Source organism: Mesorhizobium waimense (genome assembly GCF_003601975.1).
Classification (GTDB): domain Bacteria; phylum Pseudomonadota; class Alphaproteobacteria; order Rhizobiales; family Rhizobiaceae; genus Mesorhizobium; species Mesorhizobium waimense.
This window is the reverse complement of the sequence record NZ_QZWZ01000085.1, coordinates 1-12,740: the sequence shown is the minus strand read 5'-3', so window position 1 is coordinate 12,740 and position 12,740 is coordinate 1. Positions and strand designations below refer to the sequence as shown.

3 protein-coding genes and 15 pseudogenes are annotated in these 12,740 nt (G+C 59.9%); 10 read left to right on the top strand and 8 right to left on the bottom strand.

Annotated features, from left to right (window positions below; all coding sequences use genetic code 11):
- Positions 1-443: 443 nt before the first annotated feature.
- Both D3227_RS44655 and D3227_RS38475 read right to left on the bottom strand, forming a co-directional pair.
- Positions 444-994: pseudogene (locus tag D3227_RS44655) on the bottom strand (transposase); the annotation flags it as partial.
- 202 nt (positions 995-1,196) lie between these two features.
- Positions 1,197-1,436, bottom strand: a pseudogene (locus D3227_RS38475) (integrase core domain-containing protein); the annotation flags it as partial.
- Between the two features lie 212 nt (positions 1,437-1,648).
- Here D3227_RS38475 and D3227_RS43980 point away from each other — a divergent pair.
- The 4 genes and pseudogenes from D3227_RS43980 to D3227_RS38460 form a co-directional block, all read left to right on the top strand.
- Positions 1,649-1,774, top strand: a pseudogene (locus tag D3227_RS43980) (transposase family protein); the annotation flags it as partial.
- Positions 1,775-2,009: 235 nt separating this feature from the next.
- Positions 2,010-2,276 (top strand): annotated as a pseudogene (locus D3227_RS43530) (ISL3 family transposase); the annotation flags it as partial.
- Between the two features lie 691 nt (positions 2,277-2,967).
- A pseudogene (locus tag D3227_RS42420) lies at positions 2,968-3,147 on the top strand (ISL3-like element ISAzba9 family transposase); the annotation flags it as partial.
- 377 nt (positions 3,148-3,524) lie between these two features.
- Positions 3,525-4,754, top strand: coding sequence for an IS110 family RNA-guided transposase (locus D3227_RS38460; RefSeq protein WP_120019236.1), 1,230 nt, complete (start codon positions 3,525-3,527; stop codon positions 4,752-4,754).
- Between the two features lie 73 nt (positions 4,755-4,827).
- Here the strand turns inward: D3227_RS38460 and D3227_RS44650 are convergent.
- Positions 4,828-4,956, bottom strand: a pseudogene (locus tag D3227_RS44650) (IS481 family transposase); the annotation flags it as partial.
- 161 nt (positions 4,957-5,117) lie between these two features.
- Here D3227_RS44650 and D3227_RS38450 point away from each other — a divergent pair.
- Positions 5,118-5,957: pseudogene (locus tag D3227_RS38450) on the top strand (transposase).
- A 236-nt stretch (positions 5,958-6,193) separates the two neighbouring features.
- Here D3227_RS38450 and D3227_RS38445 read toward each other — a convergent pair.
- A pseudogene (locus D3227_RS38445) lies at positions 6,194-6,850 on the bottom strand (helix-turn-helix domain-containing protein); the annotation flags it as partial.
- A gap of 396 nt (positions 6,851-7,246) precedes the next feature.
- Between D3227_RS38445 and D3227_RS38440 the strand changes: the two are divergent.
- On the top strand, positions 7,247-8,533 hold the full coding sequence (locus D3227_RS38440) for an ATP-grasp domain-containing protein (RefSeq protein ID WP_120019234.1): 1,287 nt from the start codon (positions 7,247-7,249) through the stop codon (positions 8,531-8,533).
- Positions 8,534-8,580: 47 nt separating this feature from the next.
- Here the strand turns inward: D3227_RS38440 and D3227_RS38435 are convergent.
- Positions 8,581-8,785 (bottom strand): annotated as a pseudogene (locus tag D3227_RS38435) (transposase); the annotation flags it as partial.
- Positions 8,786-9,327: 542 nt separating this feature from the next.
- Between D3227_RS38435 and D3227_RS43525 the strand changes: the two are divergent.
- Positions 9,328-9,414, top strand: a pseudogene (locus tag D3227_RS43525) (transposase); the annotation flags it as partial.
- A gap of 38 nt (positions 9,415-9,452) precedes the next feature.
- Here the strand turns inward: D3227_RS43525 and D3227_RS38425 are convergent.
- Positions 9,453-9,742: pseudogene (locus D3227_RS38425) on the bottom strand (helix-turn-helix domain-containing protein); the annotation flags it as partial.
- A 1-nt stretch (position 9,743) separates the two neighbouring features.
- On the opposite strand from D3227_RS38425, the pseudogene D3227_RS44645 reads away from it, so the two are divergent.
- A pseudogene (locus D3227_RS44645) lies at positions 9,744-9,975 on the top strand (hypothetical protein); the annotation flags it as partial.
- Between the two features lie 100 nt (positions 9,976-10,075).
- Here D3227_RS44645 and D3227_RS38415 read toward each other — a convergent pair.
- A pseudogene (locus D3227_RS38415) lies at positions 10,076-10,276 on the bottom strand (helix-turn-helix domain-containing protein); the annotation flags it as partial.
- A gap of 485 nt (positions 10,277-10,761) precedes the next feature.
- Here D3227_RS38415 and D3227_RS38410 point away from each other — a divergent pair.
- Positions 10,762-11,589: a helix-turn-helix transcriptional regulator gene (locus D3227_RS38410; RefSeq protein WP_120019233.1), complete on the top strand. Its 828-nt coding sequence runs from the start codon at positions 10,762-10,764 to the stop codon at positions 11,587-11,589.
- Between the two features lie 178 nt (positions 11,590-11,767).
- Positions 11,768-12,031 (top strand): annotated as a pseudogene (locus D3227_RS38405) (transposase); the annotation flags it as partial.
- Between the two features lie 238 nt (positions 12,032-12,269).
- On the opposite strand, the pseudogene D3227_RS38400 reads toward D3227_RS38405, so the two are convergent.
- A pseudogene (locus D3227_RS38400) lies at positions 12,270-12,617 on the bottom strand (transposase); the annotation flags it as partial.
- Positions 12,618-12,740 lie beyond the last annotated feature (123 nt).

Sequence of the window (12,740 nt, the reverse complement as noted above, 5' to 3'; positions counted from 1 at the left end):
GATCCAAACCGACAAATCTGATATGTTCCATATGGCCCGTCTCCTATGCATGAGGCTCTGCGCCGGCCAGCCGGCTTAACCCTCGTACCGTTGCATATCGGATGACGGGCCGCCCTCAGGCCCAGCAATCATAGGGACTAGTATGGCGTGCGCGGCTTGGAAGATCAGCCAAATACGGGGAGCAGACGAAAATGCGACCGTGTTTGTTGATGTCGGAACTTGCAAGAGAATGAGCAGGTGGTGTGATCGATCGATCCACGACGCAAGATACTCCGGATAACTCACTGGCCGTTGTAGGTCGCAGTCGTGTTAGGAACTCGCGTTGCGGAAACCATCTTGGCCCGCGGTCATGTGCGACCGCACAAAACAGAGGCCGGACATATGATCGCAAGCGATCCGATCAAAACGCTGCTCAACACCTTACGAGGAGGAGGCGTCCATATATGTGTCATCGTGCCGAGCCTTCCTTTTTTCATGGGCAGGCCGGGCTGGGTGCGGTCGAGCGCCTGGATCTTGCTCTTCTCGTCGACCGATCGCACCACGGCATGGGCCGGCTGATCGACATACAAGCCAACGATGGTCGTCAGCTTCTCGACGAACTGGGTCGTTGGAGGGCTTGAAGTGCCGCCAGCGATGCACGCCGGAACCGTGGGCCTTGCCAGGTACCTGCACCGTCGACGTGGCAATGCCGGCGACCTTGGCCATCGCGCGTAGCATCCAATGGGTCGCCCATGCGGCGGCCGGAGCTTGCGTCAGGCTGACGATCTCGGCGACATGCTTCGGCGGGACGCACCATTCCAGGCGGAGGGGACCGGGCGCGAAGCAGCCCATCGACGCCTTCGTGCATGAACCGCTCCTGCCAGCGCCAGACTGAGGTCTCGGCCGTGATTGCCGAGGTGCCCAGACCATCTGCCGGCTTTCCAGGGGCCGCGACGATCGCCTGCAAGTGCTGGCGGTCGCTAGCCGAAACGGTGCAGGAGATATCATCACGCATGCACTAAACTCGCACGCCACACCGCAAAAGGGATTGCTGACAATAGCCTTTGGCATAGGTTGCAGTCCGGCGAATCCGATCGGCGGCCGAGGTACTTGTACGGCGGATATGAGGTGCAAGAGGCTGGACTTGAACGTCGGTCAACAATCTCTCATCCGTGGGTTGAGCCGCATGACCTTGTTTTGTTTGGGGCTGCCTCGGTCTAGATGTTTGGTCCCGGCATTTGCTGGAGCGGATTGAGTTTGAAGCGTTCCGGTTGTGACGCCCACGCCTTGCAGATGAACTCGTAGGGTGTGAGACCCTTGAGGGTCTTGAGCCTGCGGGCGAAATTGTAGGCGGCGACGAAGTCGGCGAGATGGGTGCGGAGTTGGTCGTGGCTCTCGTAGTAGAAGCGCTTGACGGTGGCGTCCTTGATAGTCCGGTTCATTCTCTCGACCCGGCCTGCGGCGCGACAATCTGGGGTTCTTCCGCACATTTGGTGCAGGTGCGGGGATTCACGGACGGTGCGAATAAGTTCATAGAGTCGGAATCGCAGTCGACGCCGTGATTTTGCCCGTGCTCCATGCCTTCCACCCGCTGATTTCGCCCGAGCTTTCGATTGTCCAAATTCTCCCGCAGGCCGACAGGGTAGTGCTTGTGGCCCGGCCGAAGGCGATGGAATCGTGCTGTCCCATCTGCGGTTGCTACACGCGGCGGGTCCACAGTCACTACATGCGCCGGCTCGCCGATCTGCCGTGGCAAGGGCGAATTGTCGAAATCCGGCTTCACGCACGACGGTTTCGGTGCGCCGATCCACAATGCCCGCGACGGATCTTCACCGAGCGGCTGCCGGAGACGGTGCGGCCGAAAGCAAGACGCACCGCCCGGCTCGGCGAAAGCCAGCTGGCGATCAGCTTCGCGGTGGGTGGCGAGCCGGGCTCACGCTTGTCGGACAGGCTCGCCATGCCGGTGAGCGGCGACACACTGTTGCGGATGATCCGCGCGGCCCTCCTTCGAGCCGCCGCAAGCGCCGCGTGTGGTCGGCATCGACGACTGGGCCTGGCGCAAAGGGCAGCGCTACGGAACGATCATCTGCGATCTGGAGCGCAACCGTGTCCTCGATCTGTTGCCGGATCGCAATGCCGACACGGTTGCATCATGGCTGGGACGCCATCCGGGCATCGAGGTCATCGCGCGCGATCGTGCCGGCGTCTATGCCGAGGGCGCCCGTCGCGGTGCGCCCGATGCAACGCAGGTCGCCGACCGCTGGCATCTGCTGCAGAACCTGGGGGAAGCGTTGCGCCTGGCCGTCGGCCGCCATCGCAAAGCCGTTGGTGCCGCCGGAAAGGCCATGGCGTACGAGATGGCCGGAAACGCCGAAGCCGAGCCGGAACCACCGGTAGAAACTTCCCCGAAACTTGATTGCCTGCGCCGGTCGAGGCGCAAGCAGCGCAGTGAGCTCTATGCTGAAATCCTTGATTTGCGGGAGGCCGGCATGTCGTCGCGACAGATCGCGCCGCGGATTGGCATGAACGTGAGAACTGTCGAGCGCTGGCTTGCGGCGGGCGGGGAACCCGAGCACCGGCGGCCGCCGGCGCGCTCTGTTCTCATGGATCCTTTCCGCGATTATCTCGAACGGTGTTGGCAGGCAGGCCAGCAAAATGGGTTGCAGCTGTGGAGCGAAATCAAGCGCCGCGGCTTTGAAGGCAGCAAGGCGACCGTCTACAGATGGATCGCCGCCCGCAAGGAGCGGTCATCGACCGCTCCACCAAACTCGCGGTGGCGGTCGCCATCGCGCCGCAACTGTGCATGGCTGCTGAGCGAAGACCCGGCGTCGCTCGATGAGCTGACCGGGCGGTTCTTGCGCCATCTCTACGAAACCGCGCCGGAGCTTGCAGTGGCGGGCGAACTCGCCCGACGCTTCGCCGCACTGATCCGCGGCGACGATGATGCCGGCCCTCCATCTATGGCTCAAGGATGCCAGGGACAGCGAACTGGCCTCGCTTGCGGCAGGCATCGGCCGCGACATCGAGGCCGTCCGGGCGGCGATCACCCAGCCCTGGAGCACGAGCCCGGTCGAAGGACAGATCAACCGGCTCAAGACGATCAAGCGCCAGATGTATGGGCGCTCAGGCTATCCGCTGCTGAGAAACAGGCTGTTGGCAATCGCCTGAACCACCCCCGGCAAAGGGCCAGACGAGAAGCTCTCGCCCTTGCACCAAATGTGCGGAAGAACCCAATCTGGGTGATACGCGCTCTCACCCAGATTGTCGCGCTACACCGGCCGTTATCCGGTATGTGATCTTCGGTGCCTATTCGTCCTGCTGTTTCTTTGTTTGGAACGGCCTTATGGTGAGCCCATCCGGGACGTGGGCCACCGGGAGCACGAAGGTGCGGGCAGGCCGTCTTTAGACCGTGGGCTGAGAGCCCGAGCACGTTACATGGCCGCCCCTTGCGACTTTCCCGGATGCGCTGCGAGCGCGGATCAGTAGATGTCGTGTTGCCCGCCAGCTCCCGTTCTTTGACCAAGCCAGAAAGGGAGACAACAGGCATGTGCATCATCGGACTGGATATCCACCGCGCCTTCGCCGAGGCGGTGGCGTGGGAGGACGGCAGGCTCAGGCGGCTGGGTCGTGTCGACATGCGGCGCGATCTGCTGGGTGCCTTCGCCGCAAAGCTGTCGCCGAGCGACATCGTGGTGATCGAGGCCACTGGCAACGCATCCTCGGCCGCCGCGGTTGTCGCGCCGCATGTGAAGAAAGTGGTGATCGCAAACCCCAAGCAGGTGCGCATCATCGCCTATGCCAAGATCAAGACGGATACGATCGATGCCAGCGTTCTGGCGCAGCTCTATGCCAGCGGCTTCCTGCCGGAAGTCTGGATTCCGGATGAGCCGACGCAGGCTCTGCTTCGGCAGGTGACACGGCGCAATCAGATTGTCAGGCAGAGATCTCGATTGAAGAACGTCATCCAGTCGATCCTTCATAGCCACCTCATCCCGTCCTGCCCGCATGCCGACCTGTGCGGCGCCAGGGGCCGGTCATGGTTGAGCGAGCAGATCGTGCCGGAAGACGAGCGCCTCGCGATCGATCGGCATCTGCGCGAGTTCGACCGGTTGGGTGACGACCTCCAGGTTATCGAACGCGATCTTGCCCGCTCGGCGCTCGAGGATGAAGGCGTGAAGCGGCTGATGACCATTCCAGGCGTCGACATGACCGTCGCGCTTGCAATGAAGGCGGCGATCAGCGACGTGTCGCGCTTCGACGAACCGCAGAAGCTTGTGAGCTATCTCGGCCTGAATCCGAGCGTCAGGCAATCAGGGCCAGGCCCCGCCTATCACGGACGGATCACCAAGCAGGGTCGCGGACATGCCCGCGGCATGCTCGTGGAAGCAGCTTGGGCGGCAGCACGCGCACCGGGGCCACTCCGTGCCTTCTTCCTGCGTGTGCGGGCCCGGCGTGGCCAGCATGTCGCGGCCGTGGCAACAGCACGCAAACTCGCTGTCATAATCTGGCATCTGTTGACGAAGAGCGAGAGCTACGCCTGGGCGCGGCCATCGCTGCATGCCAAGAAGCTGCGCGACATGGAACTCAAGGCTGGAAGCAAGGCTGTGCGCGGCCAAAAGGGAGCCGCACACGCCTACAACATCAAAAGCCATCGAGATGAAGAGCGGCGCTGGGTTGAGCAAGCCGAGGGCGCCTATGCCCGCTTCGTTGCCGGCTGGAACCCGCGAGGTCCGAAGAAGGCGCGCACGGATGCCGCAAATGAGGTGCGACGATAAAGGCTGCGCGGCGGGACACTCACCTCTGATCCCGCTCTTCGCCACGCGGTCACCTATGCGCAGCGGGAGAATATCGCAAATCCATCGAAAAAGCTCTTGTCATCACATCAGTGGTCTTGGGTGTGTAGGGCCTTGTCCTGACATGCTTAAGGCCGAGATCGCGACAGGCTTTGGCGAAGGCTTTCGACCTGTAGCAGGAGCCGTAGCACCTACGGATGAAGGAGTGGCGGCGGCTGAGACAGCGATGCGCGCAGCTTTTCGCTGCAGGCGCGCACCGCTCGAGGCGGCCATGGCCAGTCGGAGTTTCTCTAGAATGTGAATTTTCATAACCCATTCCGGAGAGACCGACCATAACCATTTCCCATCCTAATACCTGCCGATGCCGTGCTGGTAGCGATCGATATCGCCAAGGTGCGCAATGAAGTCCTAATCGAAGATCCAAGCCATAACCGCGGCGCCGGCTGCAGGTTCTCAACAATCGTTCCGAGCATGATCGGCTGATCGAGATTCTGCAGGCGCATGATCGGCGCGTGGTCTGCGGATTTGAAGCAACGGGCAATTATCACCGACCCATCGCATGGCGCCTGGCTGAGGCCGGTTTCGAGGTGCGACTGGTGTCGTCACTGCCGCTCGCCCGAACACGCGAAGCTTTGCACAACAGCTGGGACAAGAATGCCCCCAAGGATGCGCAGGTGATCCTGCATATGCTCAGAATCCAGACGACCCAGCGCTATCATGATCCGCTGCGCGCCGGCATCAACGACGTGCAGGAACTGTCGAAGACGCATGAAGCGATACCGGGCATCGGGCCGATCGCGCTGACGATCATCGCCGAGGGCGGCGACCTACGTCGCTTCCATCATCATCGCCAGTTTCTCAAATTCTGCGGGCTGGATCTGTCGACACAGCAGTCCGGCCAGTATCGTGGCCAGACCCGGCTTTCCAAGTTCGGCAATGCAAGGCTGCGCTGCACCTTGTGGATCGCCGGACAGGTTGCCATCTATCAGCGCGAGAATGGCTTCCGCCACAAGTTCGAACGCTACATCGCGACGAGATCGCGACAATCCAGACCTGCGCCGCAAGGCAATGACTGCAATTACCGCCAAAATGGCCCGCGTCGTGCACGCCGTCGTCAAAGGTGGTTCCGACTACCGGCCCTTCGTCGAGGGGCAGGTACCAGGTGGAAGGACCTCTGTCAGCTAGTCTAGGCTAGGGGCCGTGAGGGCATCGCTGTAGATAATGTTCGGGTCTTCCACCTGGATCAGAAGCTCGTATTGAGGACGGTGAGGGCCGCCACCACGCGTACCCTGTGTTTGCTATGGACGAAACCTTTTCCCTTGCCGGTGGAAGCCGCCTGGTTCGACATCCAACTTGACGAGCGTCATGCAGCGAGAGCATGCTGACGAATAAAGAGGCTTTGCCTGCTCACTCCTTAGGACGTTGTCGGTCATGACGCGCGCAATGGCGACGCCGAGGCTTGCATAATAGGCCACCGCCGCCTTGAGGAAGGCGACGGCGCTTTCCTTCTTCTCGTCGGGCAGGATCTGCGAGAAGGCGATGCGAGAGCCGTCGTCGATGCAGACATGGACGAATTCCCAGCCGGCGCCGCGCGACTTGCCCTTCTGTGGATCGCCGGTGATGCGGTGCCCGACCTGGCTGAAGCGGCCGAGCTTCTTGATGTCGATGTGGATCATCTCGCCGGGGTGCTCGCGCTCGTAGCGCCGGATCGGTTCGGCCGGCTCAATGTCCTTCAGCCGCGACAGCCCGGCACGCTTCAGCACCCGGCTGACGGCGGCGGGTGAGACGCCAACCTCCATGGCGATGTGCTTGCCGGTCAGCCGCCGGCGGCGCAATGCCATGATGCGCTCGGCCACCGCCTGTCCGGTCATCCCCGGCATGACATGGGGCCGCGACGAGCGGTCGATCATGCCGGCCCGCCCCTCGGCCTTGTAGCGCTCGACCCAGCGCGCCACGATCTTCGCCGACACACCATACGTCCGCGCCGCATGGGCTTTGGAAAGACTACCTTCTATCACCGACAGCGCCATTTCCTCTCGACGCAGCGGCCTGAGACGGGCATTCTTGTGGATGTTCATTCGGACCCTCCGCTGAGTGCTGAAGCCTGGTAACTCCAGTCTCGGTCAGGTCCGAATGGACACCCCTGAAAGCTCACAACTAGTGCGCGAGCGCTTCTTCACGATCCAGCTTCGCTTTGCCTATGATGCCGTCTGTAAGATTCAGTTTAAATTTACAGGTCAAACCAGCATCCCCTGAAAACCGAAATTTCGGGGAACTGTTCCAAGAGTTCTGCGCCACAAGGCGGGTAGCCAAAATATTGCAACAGATCGTTCAAATAACTTAACAAAATCTTTGCGACCGCAGATCGCTAACATTGATATCTTCACCGCAGGGTCTGAGGTTAGGCACGAAGAAAAAGCCGACGCGTGTCTAGGCTCAGGCCGCCCAACAGCATACAACGGAGGCCGACGCCAATGGCAAGAAGAGCGCTCATCTTGGTTGAAGGCCACAGGAGTATCGGGCTACTATACGTGAAAGCGGCTCAGCATCTTGGCCTGCATCCAATTACCCTGTCGGCTGATCCAGTTCAGTACGACTACCTTGCAGCGGAAAGCCTAGCGGCCATCCGTGTCGATACAGACGATTTCGATGCGCTGATCCGCGAATGTACGCGGCTACGTGCAACCTATGACATTGCTGGCATTACTGGCTTTTCGGGCCTCGATGAGTCGATCTATGCGACAGTTGGCAAGCTCTGCCGGCATTTTGATCTGCCAGGACCGGACCCGGTATCCATCGAACGATGCCGCGACAAATTCACTCAACGTCAATTCCTCGAGGCGGCCGGCATTCCAATGCCTGCTTATCGCCTGGCAGCGGATGCGACGGAAGTGGAAAGCTCTGCAATGGAGATCGGCCTACCGGTGATTGTTAAGCCAGCAGTCGGTAGCGGCAGTTGTGGTGTCCGATTGTGCCGCGACGTCGACGAGTTGGCCGAACATACGGCGCATCTGTTGGCTTGGGAGCGGACACGGGAGTCTTCGCCGAGGATCCTTGTTGAGGAATTCGCACAGGGCCCTCAGTATAGTGCTGACACTATGGGAAATGAGGTCATCGCAGTAGGTGCCGCTGACTTCGACTGCCCACCCAATTTCGTCGTTCGAGGCAGCATCTTTCCAGCCCTGCTGACTGATTGCGAGCATAAACGTATAGCCGCTGTCTCGCTGAGTTGTTTGAGCGCCCTCGGCCTTGGCTGGGGACCAGCGAACATTGAATTCCGGTGGACGGAGCGCGGCCCAGTAGTCATTGAAGTCAATCCGCGTCTTCCGGGTTGGACCACTCCCCGGCTGATTCAGCTGGCTTACGGCATTGATCCCATTGGCGAGCACCTCAAGCTTGTTATTGGCGAGGAATGGGATTTGCGCAGAAGGCATTCGCAGACTGCGGCCGTGCGGTTCCTCGTTCCTGAGGGCGACGGCGTCCTCGACTGGATCGATGGCGACACTCGCGCGGCTACCACACCAGGTGTCGCCGAAGTCAAGTTGTATGTTGAACCCAAGACGCCGATCGTCAGGAAAGGCGATTTCCGGGACACCATGGGACATGTCATCGCCGCCTCACCCAGCCGTGCTGAGACCGAGGCGATACTGCAGCGCGCTGTCGACTTAATCGGTTGGTCGATCACACCTTTCCACCCCTTGGCGAACAGAAGCAATCTCCGGTCCCTCACCTGCTGGCCACCAGAGCAGGGTGGCAGCTAACGGGCAATCGCGTCGAACATTGGTGCAACCGAAAGCACGAAAGAGATTCAGATCGATGTTTGGCTAATGAGCGGATTATCGCTCATCTGGCTGATCGTCTCAAGAGGCATTTAGTGCGGCCGCTGCACGGCCCATTCATCGTTCTGTTCGAGCAGCGGTGCGCCGACGAGGCGGACGATGGCGTCGTTTGGGGAAGATGCCGACGACCTCGGTGCGCCACTTGACCTCGCCATTGAGCCGCTCGATCGGGTTGATAACCGGTATGAGATTCTTGGTGCCGATGTCCGGCTGCGGTTTTCGCGATCGCGGCGTATGGCGAGACCATCCGGGACAGAGGCACCGGGAGCACGAAGGTGCGGGCAGGCCGATGCACACGATGAGCTGCGAGCTCGTGTTAGTAGCTGGCCGCCTCTGCGACTCGCCCGGTTGCGCCGTGAGCGCGAATCCGTAGTTGTCGTGTCGCCCGCCGCTCCCCTTTGACTGATCGAGAGGAGACAGAGGAATGCGACGTGTAATCGGAATCGACACCCACCGCACCTTTGGCGAGGTGGTGATTTGGGAAGACGGTCGGCTGCGGCATGTGGGCCAGGTCGACATGACGCGAACGGCTCACCCGTCAGCCGGTGCCGGATGACGAGCGCGCCGCAATCCAACGCCATATCCGGGAAGTGGACAGGCTGGGTGACGATCTCCGCGTGCTTGACCGGGAGATTGCCGAGAGCGCGCTCGACGATGCGGCGATCAAACGGCTGCTCATAATCACTGGCGTCAATCTCGCGGTGGCCGCCGGGTTGATGGCGGCGATCGGAGATATCAGCCGTTTTTCCAGCCCGCAAAAGCTGGTGAGCTATTTCGGCCTGAACCCACGCGTGCGCCAGTCGGGGCTCGGTGCTGCCCATCACGGGCGGACTAGCAAGGTCGGACGCAGCCATGCCCGCGCGATGTCGCGCAGTTTGTCGACGAACTGCGGATCGTTGGAGAGTTTGAACTGCGCCAGCGGTTAGGCTGTAGCCCGTGCGCCCTCCAGATGCGGCGTACCGCGCTGGCACTGATGCCCGCCGCTTGCGCCATCATGTCTGCGGTCCAGTGCGACGTCTCGCCCGGCGGGTCCTGCAACGTCAGCGCCACCACGCGCTCGGCCACTTCAGGCCCGAGAGGCGGAATGCGCGAGGGCCGCGACTTGTCGCGCAACAGTCCTTCGAAGCCTTCGGCGGAAGCCGCCGGGGCGGCGGCCAAGACGCCGGGTCCGCTCCATGCCTTCTTCGTCCGTATCCGCGCCAAGCGGGGCCATCAGATTGCCGCCGTCGTCGTCGGCCTCTATCTGGGCCTGCTCGGCGACACGCATCTCCTGGTTCCGGAGTTCCTTGACATTGTACGCCGTGGCAAGAAAATTGGCGGTTCTTTGCTGGCATATGCAGACGAAGGAGGCGGAATACCTCTGGGCGCTACCCAGTCTGGTCGCCCACAAGATGCGCAGCATGGAGTTGCAGGCCGGCAAGCCGCAGAAGAAAGGCAACCGCCGCGGACCGACCTACGCCCGGCGAAGCGCTCCTGCCAGCGCCACACAAAGGTCTTGGACTTGCCGGTTTGCCGCATGATCCGAACGGTCCCCACGCCGTCGCTGCTCAACAGAATGATCTCGGCGCGCCAAACGCGCTTCTGTGGTGTATTGCGATCCCGGATCAGCGCACTCAGGCGCTGGCGATCAATCGACGAAGCGGTGAGCGATATTCCTGTGCGCATGCACCAGACTCGCATGCTCACCCGCGAAAGGGAATCCCAAGCCAGACTCAGAAGGCGTTGCCTTAGTTGACCGCGCTACTCTAGCGCATCGGACCTTCAAGGTCGTCGCCATTGCGTTCGCCTACAAGATCGCGAAGATCATCTAGGCCCGGTGACCTGCCACTGAACTGTCATCCAGCGGCGATTAGAGCCTCGGCCGGACCTATATGGACCCCGCCCGATTGCAACAGGTCGGCTGGATCAAGAGATCATCTGCGCAGATCCGTTCTTCAAAGTTACATTGTTAAAATCAACTTTTAACAATGTAAAATCTTCCAAAAGAGTGCACATACAACTTTTAAAATATAATAACTTTACGAATTGCCGGAATTTGATAGAGATTTGACGATGTCGATCACGCCGCAAAGAGCTTGGCACCAGACTGCTTTGGGCATTGATGGTGCCTGTGGCAACATCCAGCGTAAAATTGCTGTGGAGAAGAGGCTATGGAACGCCCGCGGACGACTACAGTCTCTCATTTTCGAGGGCGATCAACCAAAGTCCGACCAACTTTGCATTTTCCTGAGGCCACAGAGGAGGAGTTTGCCGTCGAGTTTGGCCGATTTCTGGACCGCACCAACGGTGTTGCACAATCCGAGCAGTTGTTTGATTTGTTGTCTGCTTTTGCTCTGAATTTTGATTGCCGATGGGTCGCCTATGGCTCAATTACATCCAACCAAAAATGTTTAGAGCCGGTCCGATGCAATCCGGCCGTCTTGCTGAACTTTCCTGAGGAATGGCAGGAGCGCTCTTTCGAAATGGGTTACGACCGGATAGACCCCATCGTCAAGACATGTCGAACGCGACCAGACGCCTTTCGATGGAGCGAGGTTTACAATGATGTAAGCACGACGGAAGACGAACGGCGAGTTTTCGACGAGGCTGCGACGTTCGGCTTAAGGTCAGGCATTAGCGTCCCTTTGCACGGCCCCGACCGCGGTTTTTCGATCATGAGCTTCGCTCAAGTCTGGAATGGCGAGCTCCACAATAGAACAATCACTTACTTGCAACTTGCGGCGTTACATTTCCATCTCAAAGTCACTGAGTCCGCCGTTTCGAGCGACACGGAAAACGAACCCGACCTTTCTCCGAGAGAAAAGGAGTGTATCTTATGGATAGCCAGAGGCAAGTCCTCCTGGGAAATAGGGCGGATTGTAGGAATATCGAGTGACACTGTGAATTTCCACGTCAAAAATGTATTGCGAAAAATGGATACCCCGAATAGGACGGCGGCGGCTATAAAGGCCATAAACTTAGGAATTATAGACGTTTAAGACACAGTACTCATAGGTTTTTGAAGCGTATTGGGAAATAGCTCAGATTGACCGTGTGGCCCCGAACCAGGCCGACGATCAGAACCTCCAACGTCTATAGTCGCGAATTGCGCCTGACCTGAGACCCTGAAACTCCTCCAGTTTTTGGTAGGGTCCGTCTTATCGAGGAGACGGACGAATGAAGCGTTCACGGTTCTCTGAAGAACAGGTCATCGCGATTTTGAAGGAGCAGGAGGCGGGGATGAAGACCGCCGATGTCTGCCGCAAGCACGGGATCTCGGAAGCAACGTTCTACAAATACAAGGCCAAGTTTGGCGGCATGGACGTTTCCGACGCGCGGAAGCTGAAGGCCCTGGAGGAAGAGAACGCCAAGCTGAAGAAGCTGCTGGCCGAGCAGATGCTGGACAATGCCATCCTGAAGGATGTCGCTGCAAAAAATGTATGGTCCGCCCCGTCCGTGCAAGGGTTCGCGACATCGCAAATGACGATTCCAGTTGCATAAATGTATCCGGCCTCTCGCGAGTGGACTGCGGTTGCAGCCAGGCCATGATGAGATCCGCGCACGCCGTTCCCAATAAATGGTTCGGGCACGAAGCCCGCTTTTTTGCACAGGGCTTACGGCATGCTGATCCACTGTTTCGTCATCACTATTCCCGAGCCTTGCAATCGAGCCGGAGGCGTCAGGCGAATGCAGGATCCCTGCGTTCGTAGAGCGCCCCAGGCTTGGTCAGCACAACCCAGACAATACGCGCCATCTTGGCGGCAAGTGCGACAACGGCCTTGTTCGGGTGCATCCGGCTCTGAAGGCCATCAAGCCAGCTTCCCAGCCGATCCCGCGTTCGATCCAGATGACGGAAGCACGATCGTGCTCCGTGAACCAGGAGCTTGCGGACGTAGCGGTTCCCCCGCTTGCTGATACCGAAGAGCTTCTGCTTGCCACCGGTGGAGTATTCCCGAGGGACCAGGCCCAGCCATGCGGCCAGATCACGGGCCTTCTGGAATTGGCGTCCGCTGCCAACGGCCGCTAGTGGATTGATCGGAACAGAAGAGTCCTTTTTGGGATTCCCCGGATCGCTTCGGCATGCGACATTGCGAGATGCGCACTGGTATCAGCATCGACATCACGGCTTCGGACAGAATTCGGCTTGAAG

Excerpts from the sequence above, each read along its gene's own strand:
- D3227_RS38460 (WP_120019236.1), top strand. The coding sequence starts at position 3,525 with ATGTGCATCATCGGACTGGATATCCACCGCGCCTTCGCCGAGGCGGTG.
- D3227_RS38440 (WP_120019234.1), top strand. The coding sequence starts at position 7,247 with ATGGCAAGAAGAGCGCTCATCTTGGTTGAAGGCCACAGGAGTATCGGG.
- D3227_RS38410 (WP_120019233.1), top strand. The coding sequence starts at position 10,762 with ATGGAACGCCCGCGGACGACTACAGTCTCTCATTTTCGAGGGCGATCA.